Raw genomic sequence first — 17,070 nt, 5'->3', positions numbered from 1 at the left:
GAACTACTGAGCCATGTACTGGTCTCTAAATATGCCAATCATTTGCCGCTGTACCGTCAGCGCCTGATCTATCAACGGGCTGGTATTGATCTTTCTCGATCTACGCTGTCCCTTGCGAAGCAGTGCTTCTCAGATTGGTCGCTGTGGTGTGGAACTAGAACCTCTAGCCAATGCCTTAAAAAAATGGTGCTACAACAGTAAGTGCTTCATGCAGATGAAACACCAGTCACCATCATGCAACTTGGTTATAAAGAGAAAAAACCACAGAAAGGTTATGTCTGGGCTTATGCCACCACACAATACAATCCTATTCAGGCGGTGATCTATGACTTCCAGCCGAGTCGTTCAGGTCAGCATGCAGAAGACTTTCTGCAAGACTGGCAGGGTCATTTGGTCTGTGATGATTACAGTGGCTACAAAGCCCGCTTTAAATCAGGTCAAATCATTGAAGTAGGCTGCATGGCCCATGCACGTCGTAGATTCCATGAACTGCATGTGACTGGGAAAAGTCAAATTGCTGAACAGGCATTAGCACTGATTCAAAAACTCTATGCGATAGAAGCAGAACTCAGAAAAGAGACTGACAATACAGCACAAGAACGCTACGACTACCGGCAGCAGCATAGTCAACCGGTGATGCAACAGCTGTATGATTGGCTCAACCAGCACGCTGTAAAGGTGCCACCAAGTTCTGCCACAGCCAAAGCCATCAATTACAGCCTAAAACGTTGGAGTGCTTTAAGCCGCTATCTGGATGATGGCAATTTACCTATTTGCCCATCCTCGTATACGAGGATGTGGGTTGAGAACCAGATGCGTCCTTGGGCCTTAGGGCGTAAGAATTGGCTGTTTGCGGGCTCGCTACGAAGTGGTCAGCGAGCGGCGAATATCATGACGTTAATCCAGTCAGCCAAGCTGAATGGACTGGATCCGTATGCCTATTTAAGTGATGTGCTGAAAAGGCTGCCGACACACAAAGCGACCCAAATAGAAGAATTGCTGCCACACCGATGGAAACCTGAACCCCGTTAAAATATAGCGATGGGGTTCAGCGGATGCTTACAATACACCTAACTTTTTCAACCACCTACAAATGTGTTGCACTTGAGATTTGAATCCGCGCTGTAAAAGAAGTCATAGTATTTGTCATTTAGCATGTCTTGCCATTTATAAGATCATGCATGAAAATTTTCTGTACTAATTCCGTTCTCTGTGAATAAAGTAAAAATCACCCAATACCTTATCGGTTAGTCAGTTTATGAAATTCATCAATGAGCTGAAATTAAGTTGGTGATTCGTAGATAAGAGGGGTACTTAAGCTACATTATTTTTTGGTGACGTAACTTGTCGTCTAAAAAATAAAATCACTAGAATATTTACCTTAAATTTCATAGATTAATTCATAAATAATTCTTTACAAGTAAACAATGGATAATCTTAATCCCACAGATTTAAAAGCCATACTACATTCTAAACGTGCAAATTTGTACTATCTCGAGCATTGCCGCGTCATGCAAAAAGATGGGCGTGTTTTGTATTTAACAGAAGCTAAAAATGAAAATCAGTATTGGAATATCCCGATAGCCAATACCACAGTCATTATGCTTGGTACAGGGACATCCATTACCCAAGCTGCAATGCGCATGTTGGCGAGTGCCGGCGTACTCGTTGGTTTTACGGGCGGTGGTGGAACACCTTTATTTATGGGATGTGAAATTGAGTGGATGACACCACAAAGTGAATATCGTCCCACTGAATATGTGCAAGGTTGGTTGTCTTTTTGGTTTGATGAAGCAAAACGTTTAGAAGTGGCAAAGCAATTTCAAGTCGCACGAATTGAATACATTCACAAAATTTGGGCAAAAGATCGGGATTTAAAAGAATATAGCTTTCATATCGATGATTTAGATATTCAACAAGCACTCAATGCTTATCGTGCAAAAATTCCATTGCAAAGTAAGGTTGGTGATCTGTTACTTGCTGAAGCTGCCACAACGAAACTACTTTATAAAATTGCTGCGACTCGGACAGGGCTTAAGGATTTTAGTCGTAACCCTGAACAAGGGGATTTAGCCAATGATTTTTTAAATCACGGTAATTATTTGGCCTACGGTTTAGCTGCTACAACACTTTGGGTTTTGGGTATTCCACATGGTTTTGCAGTGATGCATGGTAAAACCCGTCGTGGGGCATTGGTCTTTGATGTAGCGGATTTAATTAAAGACGCAGTGGTTTTACCCTATGCCTTTATTTGTGCCAAAGAGAAAATGACCGAGCAAGAGTTTCGGCAGCAGATTTTACAGAAATTTACTGAGCATAAGGTATTGGACTTTATGTTTGATCAGGTCAAAGCACAAGCTTGCAAAAATCATGATGTAGAGGGGTAAGCATTATGATTGTGACCTTTATTAGTCAATGCGAAAAGAAAGCCATTCCACGTACTCGTCGAGTATTGGATGCTTTTGCTGATCGGATTGGGGATAACACGTGGCAAACAGTGATTACAGAAGACGGTCTAATAGCGGTGAAAAAGTTACTGCGTAAGACTGTGACCAAAAGTACAGCGGTCAGTTGTCATTGGATTCGAGGCAGACGTCGCAGTGAGTTGCTGTGGATTGTGGGGAATCGGAATAAGTTTAATCGTGAGGGGATTGTGCCGGTAAATCGAACATCAAAACAGTTAAAAGTAGATTATTGTGATCAAAATTGGCACTCAGCAAGTTTTGTCAGTCAAGTCACTCGCATCGCTGCACTATTTCATGACTTTGGCAAAATTAATCCATTTTTTGCTGCGAAATTAAAAAATGTTTCGAAGAGTAAAAAACCAGTAGCTGATCCATTTAGACATGAATGGATTTCTCTGAGATTATTTGAAGCTTTTGTGCAAAGCTGTGGTGAAGAAGATAAAGATTGGATTGATGCCCTTGTATCCATGTCTGATAAAAATCATAATTTTTCTTGGTTGGATCAAGTCATTAAAGATGGAATAAACCAAGTATCAGGCTCACCTTTTCAAAATTTACCAACCATTGCAAAACTAACAGCGTGGCTGATTGTTTCACATCATCGTTTACCGATACCAAATACCAAAGATTCAAGCTATAAAACAGATAAATTTGAATCAATTTGGAGTGACTTAAAATTTAGTTGGTGCTATCCAAAACAATATGTAGATGGTGATAGTACTCAACAAAAAGAGATTAAAAAATGCTGGAATATTCGGCAAGAGCATATTCCTTTCAATAGTGAAACATGGTGTAGAGAAGTAAATTCCTGTGCACGTAATTTAAAGCAATTACTGAATCTTCCTCATTCGATTGGATTAGATGATCCATATGTGAGTCATATTTCACGGCTGACCTTAATGTTGTCAGACCATTATTATTCAAGTTGTGATGCCAATCCTAAATGGCATGATCCAAAGTATGATCGATATGCCAATACGGATAAATTTGGTGCATTAAAGCAAAGCTTAGACGATCATTTGGTGGGGGTAAGCCAATCGGCGAGGCAACTGATGGGTGCACTGACTCGATTAGATGCATTGTTTGATCGTCTACCTCAACAAAAAGGTTTAGAAGGTAAAACCAATAACTCATATTATCAATGGCAAGATAAGTCTTATCAGTTAGCGTGTAAAATACAAAAAGATTATCCAAATCATGGTTTTTTTGGTGTGAATTTGGCTTCGACTGGGCGAGGCAAAACCTTGGGTAATACCCGAATTATGTACGGTCTTGCTGATCCTGAAAAAGGTGCACGTTTTAATATTGCTCTAGGTCTTAGAACATTAACTTTGCAAACAGGTAAAGCTTTACGTCAGAAACTGGATTTAGACGAAACTGATTTAGCCATTATGGTCGGTGGTGGAGCAGTTAAAGAAATCTTTGAGCATTATAGCCAGAAAGATTCAAAAGAAATTTTAGAAGAAAATATAGAAAATCTTGATCCGAAACAAAATCAGTATATTGCAGAAAATATCGGTTCAGAATCCTTAAATGGGCTGACAGATGAAGAAAGCTATGTTGATTATGATGATCATGAACTAGATTTTGAAGGTATTCTTGATCAGCAGCATATGTTTGCCAAATGGTTAAAGGGAAATCATCAAGTAAGAAAAATGCTGATGAGTCCAATTTTATGTTGCACGATAGATCATTTAATTCCAGCCACTGAAAGTACTCGTGGCGGAAAACAAATTGCACCGATGTTACGTTTAATGTCATCAGATTTGGTATTGGATGAACCTGATGATTTTTCCCCTGAAGATTATTATGCGCTGACACGTTTGGTGCATTGGGCAGGTTTGTTGGGTAGTCGGGTATTATTGTCATCGGCAACGCTCACACCTGCCGAAATTAATGGTTTGTATTTGGCGTATAGTTCTGGGCGTAAATTTTATAATAAAAATCGTACACAGGTAGACCAACCGATTATTGCTGCATGGTTTGATGAAAACCCTAACAGTATTTGTCATGAGGTTATTCCGTGCGATCAAAATATCAATGATAGTCAAGCGAATGACATTTTTAAAAAAGCCCATCTCAAATTTACTAAACAACGTGTTGAGTTCTTAAATCAGCAAGCACAGCAAACCAAACGACGTACAGTTGAATGGGTGGGTTTACCGCGAAGAATATCAGCGCAGGAGAAGTGGGAAAAAGTTTTTACAGAAAAAATTCTGCAAACGACAATGCTTGCACATGGTGAAAATTCAATTACAGATCCTAATACAGGCAAACAATACAGTGTGGGTTTAGTACGCTTTGCCAATATTGATCCATTAGCTGAAATTGCTCAGCAGTTATTAAAACAGCAGATTGATCCAAATGTCCGCATTCATATTTGTGTCTATCATTCGCGCTTTCCATTGTTGATGCGTGCAAATATTGAAAAATATTTAGATGAAATTTTAGATCGAAATCAATCTAAACAGCCACATGATCATCCAATGGTGCAGGGGTGGCTAAATCGATATCCAGAACAACAGCATATTATTTTGGTCTTAGCTTCCCCTGTTTGTGAGGTGGGGCGTGATCATGATTATGATTGGATGATTCTAGAACCATCGTCTATGCGTTCGATTATTCAGGCTTCTGGACGGGTACGACGTCATCGCATAGAAGCTAATGACAAGCCAAATGTCTTTTTAATGGAAACCAATATTCGACATTTTAAACATCCTGATCGAAGTTGTTTTTCACGCCCAGGCTTTGAGGCGACGGGTTTTGAGTTTAAGACGACTAGACATTTTTTAAATGGTGTTACTAAAGATATTGATGATGGATTAATTCGAAAAGCTCATCTAGACCAATTAGATGCTATACCACGTTTGCAGCAACCGGGAGCAAACTACTTAAAGAAATATTATGAAAAATTTGGTTATCCAAATTTGGTTGATTTAGAGCATGATCGCATGCACTCAATTTTATTGGGGCAAGGCATTAGCCCTGATATGCGAGTGAGTAGAAGTGTGCCGATTAAATTTCCAACCTATGCTTTTTGGAATACACCGATTCATTATACGGGGATTTTGCAACGCTTAAGCCAGTTTAGACAATCACAAGCAGAAAAGTTCATGGCATTTAGAGCGGAGGAAGATGAGGAAGCGTTAGGTCTTTATGCCTATAACGATAAAACGGGAAATTGGCTGTATGAAGAAAGTTTAATTCGACGAGTTGATCTAGCTGACAATCCGCAGATTCATTGTTGGCCAAATCAGAACCCTCAGCAAGCATTGCAGAAATATTTAGAGGTCAATCCAAATGACAGGATTTGGAGTGAAAACTGTGGTCGTTATTTAAGTTTGAATTTACCCGAGTTAAAAGACCTACAAAAGTGGAAATACCATAATTGGCTAGGATTTATCAGGGAATAACCCTGATAAACCTAGCTTTCTAAGCTGCCTATATGGCAGTGAATAAAATACAAACTAGTTTGAATGTACGAACTATTTCTAAGCTGCTTGTTTAGCAGTGAATACGCATAGTGTAATTGTTGATGCTCTCAACTTACAAGTTGTTAAATTTTGTACTTGTGATATCTGAAAAAATAATTTATCTTAGATTTAGTGGTTTTAAAATATAGTTTAATTGTACTAACTAGGTTTAAAAATTAAAAAGACTAACTATCGATCTGGCAGGATCACACATCACCCGATAGGGTAAGGGGGGTAACGATGTTTAGCACACATTTAGTTAGAAGGGTCTAGCCAATTGGCATCACACATCATTATTGATAGTTAATCTATCAAGATGATAACAAAAAATGATTTAAAACATAATTTATTTTGTAATGAGTACAAAAAATGAATGATGAAGTAGAGGGAGTTCAAAACTCCGAGCCTGCTAGCATTCGTGAGTTAATAGAGCAATATATTCAAGGACGTTTGAATGAAAAGCTGGAAAAACTCAAAGCGGATGATATGGCAGAGCGTGACAAGCTATTGGAAAAATATGAGTTTGAAACGTGGTTGGAAGATGCGAGTCTACGCATTAGCCAATTACGTTTGGCGACGCATACACCGAAACAACACCATCCTGATTCAAAAGCATCTGCTATGTTTTATAGCAATACGGACAAAACGCATCATTATGTGGGTTCCCAAGGTATAAAACTAGATGCTGATGTGATTGGTAATGCTGCCGTATTAGATGTATTTAAGATGCTACGTTTATCTTTTCAAGGTACATCGTTGCTTGATCGGTTGTTAAATGCAGATCAGGAATTAATCTCAGCATTATCTGTGAAATCTGAAATTGCACAGTTACGTTATGAACGCTTTTTAGCGTTCAGTCAGTTGCCAACAGAACTCAATGCAGGACGCTTCTCTAAACAAGTGCTGTTTCCTGTGCAAGATGATGAATATCATACTTTAGTGATTTTATATCCGAGTTCGTTGATTCACCGAGCGTATCAACAGCTTTCTCATGATCGTTTTAGTGATGAGAGTAAAGCACTACGTGAAGCACGGTTTAAAAAAATACACCATGCCCATGAAAGCCGTGAGTATCCGAATCTCTTGGTACAAAATTTTGGTGGTTCTAAACCGCAAAATATTTCACAGCTTAATAGTGACCGACGTGGCTCCATGTGGCTATTACCATCCATTCCACCGACTTGGAAAGGTCAGCAGATTGAATTACCAAAACGTGGTTCGGTTTTTACAGGCTATTTAAGCAACCGTAAAGACATTAAGTCTTTGTTGCATAAAATCGTGACTTTGTATCGTAAAGAAGATCGTCGCAATAACGAGGAATTTCGTGCACAACGGGATGACTTGGTATCTAAATTGGCGGATTGCATTATTGATATAAGTTTTGAGCTACAACAAAGTGCACCATCGGGTTGGACACAGAAGTCTAGTTTTAGTCGTGCAGAAAGTTATTGGCTCGATTATGGCTATCGGGAAGAACTCTTTAATAAAGAGGATGCCGAAGAATTGATGGAAGAAGAAGCTGAGTGGTTACAGGCTTATCGTGAACGAGATTGGCATACTGAAGTGGGTTATAACTTTGGCACATGGCTGAATGAGATCCTCACAAAAAAAGGCAAGATTGTGGATTTAGACGATCATGAAGCCCGTGCTTGGTCTTTGATTTTACGTGAAAAATTAAAATTGCTGAAAGAGGAGTTTGCTTAATGCATTTAACTTATCCTAAAGCATTGTATGTTGTACGTCTAAATGTTGAAAATGCATCGATTATCAGTAGTCATTTAACGTGGGGCTTCCCAGCACCAAGTGCATTTACTGGATTTATGCATCATTTACAGCGTCAGCTGAATCAAATTACTGAATATGCAACTGTTGAATGTTGTGGTATTGGGATTATATCGCATCAATTTAATCCACAAATTACCAAAACCAATAATTTCCGTTATTCACCGTATCAACTGAATTTAGCTCGTCACCCTTTAAAAGCAGATGGTTCTACACCTGCGATGATTGAAGAGGGCAAAGGACACTTTGAAGTCAGTTTACTGATTGGTTTAGCAGGAGATGGGCTAGACGAACATCTATCTGCCAATGACGAAGATTTATCGACTCAGACGCAAAGCTTGTTAGCTCGATTAAATCAGTTGGTCTACAACATGCGTTTGGCAGGCGGTTCGGTATTTCCACACAAACGTGTCAAACCTAAATTGATCAATTGGTCAGAACACGATGCAGTAGAGAAAACCAAAACACTACGTCGGAGTGTATTACCAGGTTTTGCTTTACAGCATCGTCATGAGCTGTTGATGGCACATCAAAATTGGTTAGTGCAAAATCCAACATATTTAGCGACTCAGAAAAATAGTCCTGATTTGCTCGATACGTTATTGGATATTCAACGCTTCAATTTTGTCAGTACTGCGCAAGAAGCACCAGTTGATCAAGAATCAGTAGAGGGTGTTTGGACGTTACGACCACGCCCTGAACATTTAAAAGGTTGGCTTGTGCCGATACCCATTGGTTATGCAGCTTTAACGGCTTTACAGCCTGAAGGCAGCATTAAAGGATTACGTCATGATGACTATCCTGCCACCTTTGTTGAAACCTTAATCAGTTTAGGTGAATGGCAAAGTCCACATCGTATTGAAAATATCATGGACATTTTGTGGAACTACAACACTGAACCCAAAAATGGGCTGTATGAGCTCGTTCAACCATTTTCACCTAAATCAGAAATTTACGCGTCATTAACAGACGAAGAACTACATCAATCATTTGACTTTGAAATAGAAGAAGAGGAAATTTAATCATGGCTAAGAATGACAAATTAAAAACAGCATCAGTACTTTCATTTAACCGTCATTTAGATGCATCAGATGGTCGTATGTTTGCCGTAAATTGGGCGGATATTGCACAAGGTGCAGGAAACACACCGATCTTAATTCAAGAAAAATCGGTACGTGGTACGATTTCTAATCGTCCTAAAAATAGTAAAGAAACGGATGAAGCAGCCATCAATGCAGCCGTGAATAAAGCCAATTTGCAAACGGTAGATGTTGCTGCTTTACCACAAGGCAAAGATACCGTTGCTGTGACGTTTAGCTTACGTGTCTTGCCGAATGTAGGTCGTCCATCTGCATGTAATGATGCAGCATTTGCGGAACGCCTTGAAGCAGTGGTATCAGGTTATGAAGCTGCGAATAAATTTAGTGAACTTGCAAATCGTTATGCTGTGAATTTAGCGAATGGTCGATTCTTGTGGCGTAACCGTATTGGTGCTGAAAATGTCACGGTTACAGTTGAACGTTTAATTGATGGTAAGAGCGTAGAAAAATTAAGTTTTGATGCTTTACAAAATCGTTTAAATGAAGCAACAATACATCAAGACCAAAAAAATGAAATTCAAAAGCTTTCCGCTTGGATTGAAGCAGGTTTAAATGGTCAGGAACATGTATTACTTAAAGTGACAGGTTTTTCTCGTTTAGGTGAAGGGCAAGAAGTATATCCATCACAAGAACTGATTCTAGATACGAGCAATTCCAAAGGTGCTAAGAGTAAAACTCTATACTCTTTTGGCAATCAAGAAGCAGGCATTCATTCACAAAAAATTGGTAATGCACTACGTACGATTGATACATGGTATCCAAATGCAGATAAACCGATTGCAGTTGAGCCATACGGTTCAGTAACCTCGGAAGGTAAGGCATATCGCCAACCAAAAGAAAAACAAGATTTTTATAGCTTGTTTGATGCTTGGGTCAACGACAATAAAGTACCTGAACTTGAACAGCAGCATTATGTGATGGCAGTTTTGGTTCGTGGTGGTGTATTTGGCGAGAGTGATAAATAATGAAGTATTATCTGGAATTAAAATTTCTGCCAGATGATGAAATCTCGATTAACTTTTTATGGTCTAAAATTTATAAACAGCTACATCTTGCATTGGCTGGTTTAAAAGACGAAAGCAGTAAGGTGAAAATTGGCTTTTCATTTCCTGATTATCGTTTTGATCCTCAAAAAGGGAAGGGATTTATTGGCGAAAAGTTACGTATCTTTGGCTTAAGTGAACAGGAATTAATTCAATTGGATGTGCCCAAATGGCTCAGTCGTTATTTGGACTATGTACATATTAGTTCTGTAAAACCAGTGTCTTCAAAAAAAGTTACGGGTTATGCACTGTATAAGCGTAAGCAAGTCAAAAGCAGTGCTGCACGCTTAGCGCGACATGATGAGCGAAAAGGGCGTTTTAGTTATGAAAATGCCTTGGCACATTACGGTAAGTTTGTAAAAACAACTGATTTGCCCTATATCAATATGCTGAGTGATAGTTCTTCTGAAAATTTAGAGTTAAGTCAAAAGCACGCTTTTAAAATCTTCATTGAAAAACAATCTGCTGAAAAATCTGAAACTCAGGTTTTTAGCACTTATGGATTAAGTTCAGAGTCATCTGTACCTGAATTTTAACCCAATATTTTTTTAATCTTTAACAGCTTAATAAAATCAATAGGTTATGACAGTGATTTGAAACTTGGGTCTTTTACGGGATTTAAGGGTTAAATCACTGTTATAGCTTTATTTTTTGCGTTAAAATCACTGTTCACTGCCATGTAGGCAGCTTAGAAATTTAAAGATGGTCGTGTGGTTGAGTACGATGAGTTCACTGCCATGTAGGCAGCTTAGAAAGCATTAATGAACAAGCTGCATGCGATTGGCTTGTTCACTGCCATGTAGGCAGCTTAGAAAGTCTAGCATCATCATTGCCACAAATAGATTAAGTTCACTGCCATGTAGGCAGCTTAGAAAACGCGCGAAACTTTGACCGTCTACTGCAACTGGTTCACTGCCATGTAGGCAGCTTAGAAAGAGAGTTCAACAAAGCTGCCGAGCGCGAAAGCGTTCACTGCCATGTAGGCAGCTTAGAAAATCACCAGGGAGTTTTTGCCATGAAACCCAACGTTCACTGCCATGTAGGCAGCTTAGAAAGACAAGCGCAGCAACCAGCAGCCTGAATTTGTGTTCACTGCCATGTAGGCAGCTTAGAAATTGACCGTTTCGACTTCGGCAACCTTGTTGAAGTTCACTGCCATGTAGGCAGCTTAGAAATCAACGTCTTTCAAGGTTTTCTTAGCTGCATCGTTCACTGCCATGTAGGCAGCTTAGAAAAACATCCCTACATAAATAATCGCTGCTGCAAAGTTCACTGCCATGTAGGCAGCTTAGAAATGACGCAAAGCCCGCTGCTGATTGCCCGAACAGTTCACTGCCATGTAGGCAGCTTAGAAAAAAACCAAGCTTGGCGATGCAGCTAAGAAAACCTTCACTGCCATGTAGGCAGCTTAGAAATCATAGCCACCACCAACAGGAATTGTCAGGTTGTTCACTGCCATGTAGGCAGCTTAGAAAAGTCCTATGTCAATAGATTCTATTCTATTCTGGTTCACTGCCATGTAGGCAGCTTAGAAATAATCAAAAAATAATAAACAAGTCCAGCAGTGGTTCACTGCCATGTAGGCAGCTTAGAAAAAACTTTCAGGGTGTCAAAATCCTTGATTCTCGTTCACTGCCATGTAGGCAGCTTAGAAATCAAGGACTTATTAGCTCTGATCACTCAGATGGTTCACTGCCATGTAGGCAGCTTAGAAATGTTTGCACGTGATGGTGATGAATATCGCTATGTTCACTGCCATGTAGGCAGCTTAGAAATCCATAATTTCTATGCCGTGAACCGACATCATGTTCACTGCCATGTAGGCAGCTTAGAAATCACCGCCACTTGTCCCATGATTTCCACCAACGTTCACTGCCATGTAGGCAGCTTAGAAAAGATCGAATCACCAGAGCCAACCCATATTCATGTTCACTGCCATGTAGGCAGCTTAGAAAATTGGGATAAAGCAATATTAATTGAGCCAAATGTTCACTGCCATGTAGGCAGCTTAGAAAGTGGAGTAATAAGAGGGAATGGCAGCAAGTTTGTTCACTGCCATGTAGGCAGCTTAGAAATGTTCCGTCGTATAAGCCAGGCGTGAAAAGCCGTTCACTGCCATGTAGGCAGCTTAGAAAATATCGGCAAGTGTGATTGACAACTTTTGTTCGTTCACTGCCATGTAGGCAGCTTAGAAAAATGACCTTGGGTCACAAGAGATCGCTGTATAGTTCACTGCCATGTAGGCAGCTTAGAAAGTATGGTTTACTAGAGAGTCGGCATCAAACACGTTCACTGCCATGTAGGCAGCTTAGAAAGGGATAAGTGCGATATTCAGGATTTAAGATTTGTTCACTGCCATGTAGGCAGCTTAGAAAATACGCAGTGATAGCAGGAATACCAACCAATGGTTCACTGCCATGTAGGCAGCTTAGAAAATCACCTACTTTAAACTTTTCAGAAAAGTTAAGTTCACTGCCATGTAGGCAGCTTAGAAATAGATATTGACCATGCCAAACTAAAACCACGTGTTCACTGCCATGTAGGCAGCTTAGAAACCAAACTCTAAAACGCGAATTACGGCATTTAGGTTCACTGCCATGTAGGCAGCTTAGAAATTATTCTGCAAGGGTTTTTCTTTTAACTATTGGTTCACTGCCATGTAGGCAGCTTAGAAAACAATAAGACCGTTGAGTTTAAGCATTTTGGCGTTCACTGCCATGTAGGCAGCTTAGAAAATCACTTGTTTTAAACTGCACTAAGTCAGTATGTTCACTGCCATGTAGGCAGCTTAGAAATAAGTCAATCAAGGCTTATGTCTCAGATGCAAGTTCACTGCCATGTAGGCAGCTTAGAAAATGTCTATTTGAATAACCAAATTATTTCCAAAGTTCACTGCCATGTAGGCAGCTTAGAAAATTTACGGCTTTTGCTATGCCGACCCAGTACAGTTCACTGCCATGTAGGCAGCTTAGAAATTCATTAACTTTTGTATTCATAATAATTTCACGTTCACTGCCATGTAGGCAGCTTAGAAATTGTTTCTTTTCGGAAATAAAACCTAATTCTTGTTCACTGCCATGTAGGCAGCTTAGAAATATATAGGTGATGAGTACGCAAGCTACTTCATTGTTCACTGCCATGTAGGCAGCTTAGAAAAAAGAGGAAGCTCAGCAGTTAGCACAAGAAGCGTTCACTGCCATGTAGGCAGCTTAGAAATTGCTGCTTGGGCTTTTGCAGATAGCTATGTAGTTCACTGCCATGTAGGCAGCTTAGAAATCATTAAGAGTGTGCGTTACATGTCGCGCATGGTTCACTGCCATGTAGGCAGCTTAGAAAATTGCGATATGAGTAGGTGCAACACGGTAGCCAGTTCACTGCCATGTAGGCAGCTTAGAAAATTAAATTGATGGTGATTATCAAAGCTACGCAGTTCACTGCCATGTAGGCAGCTTAGAAATAAAAATTCAAAGGTTTGTTTTGTGTTTTCATGTTCACTGCCATGTAGGCAGCTTAGAAATTTAATAGTATCTTGGTGAAATCCTGAAAACTGTTCACTGCCATGTAGGCAGCTTAGAAACATTGATTTGCACGTCTCGGATCAGGCCCATAGTTCACTGCCATGTAGGCAGCTTAGAAAAGCTGATGCAATCTCAGATTGATGGGTACAAGGTTCACTGCCATGTAGGCAGCTTAGAAATGCCAATAGGTTCATTGTGTTAGCTGACAGGTGTTCACTGCCATGTAGGCAGCTTAGAAATTCAATCTGGTTCAGAGGACCAGTAAACAAAGGTTCACTGCCATGTAGGCAGCTTAGAAACCCAATGGCCCTTCTGTCCGTCTGCCTGCCAGGTTCACTGCCATGTAGGCAGCTTAGAAATTCACCACAAGCCAAGAATCAATATCCACTGGGTTCACTGCCATGTAGGCAGCTTAGAAATCAGAGAGGAACTGCCCATTCATGGCCAAGATGTTCACTGCCATGTAGGCAGCTTAGAAATAGTAGATCCGCTTGGCGGATAAGTACTGATCGTTCACTGCCATGTAGGCAGCTTAGAAAGTATGCAAATAACAGCCGAACGCATAGCGATGGTTCACTGCCATGTAGGCAGCTTAGAAAAAACGAGCATCTGAATCATTTTTAAAATCCTTGTTCACTGCCATGTAGGCAGCTTAGAAAACCTAATTTTAAAATGCTCATGGTGTGCTCCTGTTCACTGCCATGTAGGCAGCTTAGAAAATCCATTATTGCTGTACGGCCTATTTTCAGGCGTTCACTGCCATGTAGGCAGCTTAGAAAAATTGAAGAAAGAGTCACTTCAAAAATGCAGAGTTCACTGCCATGTAGGCAGCTTAGAAATGACGCTAAGGTGCGATATTACGATGCAATGCGTTCACTGCCATGTAGGCAGCTTAGAAAGTAATTTCAGATTTAGAGACGGGCACTGCTAAGTTCACTGCCATGTAGGCAGCTTAGAAATAAATCAGTCGCCAGTCGAACCGTTCCAGTTGGTTCACTGCCATGTAGGCAGCTTAGAAAAACCAAAGTCTTGAGTGAGTCAGACAGATCCTGTTCACTGCCATGTAGGCAGCTTAGAAAAGGGTCGCTATCTGAGCATTGGTAATGTCTGGGTTCACTGCCATGTAGGCAGCTTAGAAATTCTTGTGAAGATACATTTGAAATTACATTGTGTTCACTGCCATGTAGGCAGCTTAGAAAGCAAGCATCCGGTTCTACCTTGGCCAAAGCCTGTTCACTGCCATGTAGGCAGCTTAGAAATTCATTGATCAGTGAGAGAGGCCCTGAGTCCGGTTCACTGCCATGTAGGCAGCTTAGAAAATTTAGCGTTAGTGTTGTCGTAAATCCCTAGAGTTCACTGCCATGTAGGCAGCTTAGAAACATGACTGATAAGCATCATGCAAACTGTCACCGTTCACTGCCATGTAGGCAGCTTAGAAAAATTCAAGGGCATGGACTTTGCCAGCCAAGCCGTTCACTGCCATGTAGGCAGCTTAGAAATTGAACACCGCGTCAAAATGCGGTTCTAGTTGGTTCACTGCCATGTAGGCAGCTTAGAAATGATAAAAGTGTATCTATTGTTATTCCAGCAGGTTCACTGCCATGTAGGCAGCTTAGAAACATTACTGGCTCAGTACTTCCAAGACCTTGAGGTTCACTGCCATGTAGGCAGCTTAGAAGATCCATGTTACCTTGCTCAAGGTCTTGATAGTGTTCACTGCCATGTAGGCAGCTTAGAAGTGAGCTTGGCATGGCTGAACCTAAAGTCATTAGTTCACTGCCATGTAGGCAGCTTAGAAAAATTACATTCACCGGTAAATAGTTATTGTTAGGTAGAGCCTGTTTTAAGTCTTCTACCTGATTCTGTAAGGCAAGAATATGCTCAACAACCGAATCTGCCTGATAATATTTTAAGATATCTGAAACGTCATCCCATTCTTCTATCGGTTTACCAATGAAACGGGGGCCGAGTGTTATTCCCAAGTAGAAATGTCCTACCTAAAAACCAAATAGAAATGTCCTATACAGACATTTCCAAGTCAAGCACAGGATTCAGATATCGTTGTTGAACTGCTGTTTTCTGTGCTCGTCTACGGGGCATCTTTTGAGAACGATTACGTTTGTTTCGTTGTTCTAATTCTTCATGCTGTTGTTGAATATGGTTCAGAACAGCACCTAAACGTTTATTTTCAACAATCTCTCGCTGATTGAGTGGGCTTAACTTATCGAAGATGCTGTAATTGATTTTTCGACCTTCATATTCAATTGCAACTGTACCATCCGGGTATTCTAGAAACTCAAGATACTTGCCGATCAGCCTTTGATTTTCTTCCGTATTTTCCAGAAGATATACGCATTTATCATAAGTAATCGTCAGACTATTCGTGACTCTGCGGGGTTCACGCCAGGTAAAAATATCATCTAACTGCTCAGCAGTTTCGCTGACAGTCCGGTGTAGATCCTTGGGATTAAAGGCCATCTTGGCAAATTTACGATTAAATTGCTCAATAAAGCAGGGTAACCATCCATTCGCTTCCTCAATCGAACCGATGCCTGCCAGACGCATTTCTTTAATCAGACGATCCTGAAGAGTTCTATTGACTCGTTCTACACGGCCTTTGGCCTGTGGTGAATTGGCGAAGATGATATCGATATTCAGAGTGCTGAGCACGCGTCCGAATTGCGTGATCTTGGAGTCTTTCTTACTACTTTGATTTACCCTAAAGACTGAATGTTTGTCGCTATAAAATGCTAAAGGCTTACCGTGCTGTTCGATATATAAACGTGTTGAAATCATATAGTCAAAGGCTGATTCTGACTCACAGAAGCGTAAATGCTGCAATTTTCCTGTAGCATCGTCGATAAATACTAGCAGACAGCATTTAGGGGCTCGTCCTTCAAACCAGTCATGATGTGAGCCATCAATCTGGATCAGTTCACCATAACAGTCCCGGTTATAACGAGGCTGATACGGCCGTTTCAGGCGCTTAGCGCGAGGAATCCATAAATCGGCTGCAATCATCCAGGAACGCAGTGTTTCCACTGAAATATTGAATCCATGAATGGTCGTCAGCTTTTCATGCGCTAGAGTGGGTCCAAAACCATGGAATTGCTCAGCGACCAGATTGAGGCACTTGAGTCTGAGCTCTTCAGGAAGCCTGGAATTGCTGATTTGGCCACGTGCAGCATGTGCTAATGCAGTTGCACCTTGAGTTTTATATTTTTGCAATAAACGTCTGATCTGACGTTCTGAAATATGAAGTAGCTGAGCAGCTTGGGACTGAGTTATGCGTTGATCACAGATTTCTTGCAAGACCGACAATCTTTTAAGTTCTTTATCCGACATAGACACCAACATATCAAACCGTCCGCTAAGGAAATTGCAAAAGTGCATATTCTAAAAGCGGACATTTTTACTTTGGAGAAACCGGACATTTCTATTTTGGGCTTACAAACTTATTTCGTATAATATAGATTATGTTAAATTGAGTACATGATACTTTAAATTCATAGACCTCTTACTTAAACCACAATTCAATAACTTAAGTGATTTCTATTTCACTTATAAAATATGATATGTTCACCTTAAGAATACTTCATAAATTTTACCTTCAACAGCTGTCAATCATCTATTTGTCGATTCTTGAAGTGAGTTTTTATATAACCCACTTCTAATTAATCTCAGTTTTA

The 17,070-nt window shown here is 40.3% G+C and carries 8 protein-coding genes, 1 pseudogene and 1 CRISPR repeat array; of the genes and pseudogenes, 8 read left to right on the top strand and 1 reads right to left on the bottom strand.

Translation table 11 applies throughout. From position 1 onward, the window contains the following. Positions 1-42 precede the first annotated feature (42 nt). The 8 genes and pseudogenes from tnpC to cas6f all read left to right on the top strand — a co-directional run. Positions 43-906 (top strand): annotated as a pseudogene (tnpC, locus tag BS636_RS16660) (IS66 family transposase); the annotation flags it as partial. Next, complete coding sequence (locus BS636_RS16655) at positions 892-1,032, top strand: transposase domain-containing protein (protein ID WP_416202920.1); 141 nt, start codon at positions 892-894, stop codon at positions 1,030-1,032. The pseudogene tnpC and the gene BS636_RS16655, both read left to right, overlap by 15 nt. Positions 1,033-1,427: 395 nt before the next feature. Next, entirely contained in the window at positions 1,428-2,387 is a 960-nt protein-coding gene (gene cas1f, locus BS636_RS15645) for a type I-F CRISPR-associated endonuclease Cas1f (RefSeq protein ID WP_099339713.1), read from the top strand. A 5-nt stretch (positions 2,388-2,392) separates the two neighbouring features. Further along, a complete protein-coding gene (gene cas3f, locus BS636_RS15640; RefSeq protein WP_099339712.1) occupies positions 2,393-5,878 on the top strand; it encodes a type I-F CRISPR-associated helicase Cas3f in 3,486 nt (1,161 codons plus the stop codon). 429 nt (positions 5,879-6,307) lie between these two features. Continuing rightward, the gene (gene csy1, locus BS636_RS15635) at positions 6,308-7,642 is read left to right on the top strand and encodes a type I-F CRISPR-associated protein Csy1 (protein ID WP_099339711.1); all 1,335 of its coding nucleotides are present in this window, start codon (positions 6,308-6,310) and stop codon (positions 7,640-7,642) included. Next, positions 7,642-8,742 (top strand): type I-F CRISPR-associated protein Csy2, encoded by a 1,101-nt coding sequence (csy2, locus tag BS636_RS15630; RefSeq protein ID WP_099339710.1) that lies wholly within the window; start codon positions 7,642-7,644, stop codon positions 8,740-8,742. The genes csy1 and csy2 overlap by 1 nt, the downstream gene beginning before the upstream one ends. Positions 8,743-8,744: 2 nt before the next feature. After that, the gene (gene csy3 / locus BS636_RS15625) at positions 8,745-9,785 is read left to right on the top strand and encodes a type I-F CRISPR-associated protein Csy3 (RefSeq protein WP_099339709.1); all 1,041 of its coding nucleotides are present in this window, start codon (positions 8,745-8,747) and stop codon (positions 9,783-9,785) included. Further along, complete coding sequence (gene cas6f / locus BS636_RS15620) at positions 9,785-10,399, top strand: type I-F CRISPR-associated endoribonuclease Cas6/Csy4 (protein ID WP_099339708.1); 615 nt, start codon at positions 9,785-9,787, stop codon at positions 10,397-10,399. Before csy3 ends, cas6f begins: the two co-directional genes overlap by 1 nt. Before the next feature lie 131 nt (positions 10,400-10,530). After that, positions 10,531-15,180: direct repeats of the CRISPR family, unit length 28 nt; unit sequence GTTCACTGCCATGTAGGCAGCTTAGAAA. A gap of 220 nt (positions 15,181-15,400) precedes the next feature. Here cas6f and BS636_RS15610 read toward each other — a convergent pair. Next, the gene (locus tag BS636_RS15610; protein WP_099339757.1) at positions 15,401-16,726 is read right to left on the bottom strand and encodes an ISNCY family transposase; all 1,326 of its coding nucleotides are present in this window, start codon (positions 16,724-16,726) and stop codon (positions 15,401-15,403) included. Positions 16,727-17,070 lie beyond the last annotated feature (344 nt).

Origin of the sequence: Acinetobacter sp. LoGeW2-3 (assembly GCF_002688565.1) — a bacterium.
Taxonomy (GTDB): Bacteria; Pseudomonadota; Gammaproteobacteria; order Pseudomonadales; family Moraxellaceae; genus Acinetobacter.
Note: the sequence above shows the minus strand (reverse complement) of the source record. Positions and strands in the feature narration are given on the sequence as shown.

What these genes read in the sequence shown, in the direction of transcription:
- BS636_RS15610 (WP_099339757.1), bottom strand. Translation starts at nt 16,726, where the DNA reads ATGTCGGATAAAGAACTTAAAAGATTGTCGGTCTTGCAAGAAATCTGT.
- csy2 (WP_099339710.1), top strand. Translation starts at nt 7,642, where the DNA reads ATGCATTTAACTTATCCTAAAGCATTGTATGTTGTACGTCTAAATGTT.
- BS636_RS16655 (WP_416202920.1), top strand. Translation starts at nt 892, where the DNA reads ATGACGTTAATCCAGTCAGCCAAGCTGAATGGACTGGATCCGTATGCC.
- csy3 (WP_099339709.1), top strand. Translation starts at nt 8,745, where the DNA reads ATGGCTAAGAATGACAAATTAAAAACAGCATCAGTACTTTCATTTAAC.
- cas1f (WP_099339713.1), top strand. Translation starts at nt 1,428, where the DNA reads ATGGATAATCTTAATCCCACAGATTTAAAAGCCATACTACATTCTAAA.
- cas6f (WP_099339708.1), top strand. Translation starts at nt 9,785, where the DNA reads ATGAAGTATTATCTGGAATTAAAATTTCTGCCAGATGATGAAATCTCG.
- cas3f (WP_099339712.1), top strand. Translation starts at nt 2,393, where the DNA reads ATGATTGTGACCTTTATTAGTCAATGCGAAAAGAAAGCCATTCCACGT.
- csy1 (WP_099339711.1), top strand. Translation starts at nt 6,308, where the DNA reads ATGAATGATGAAGTAGAGGGAGTTCAAAACTCCGAGCCTGCTAGCATT.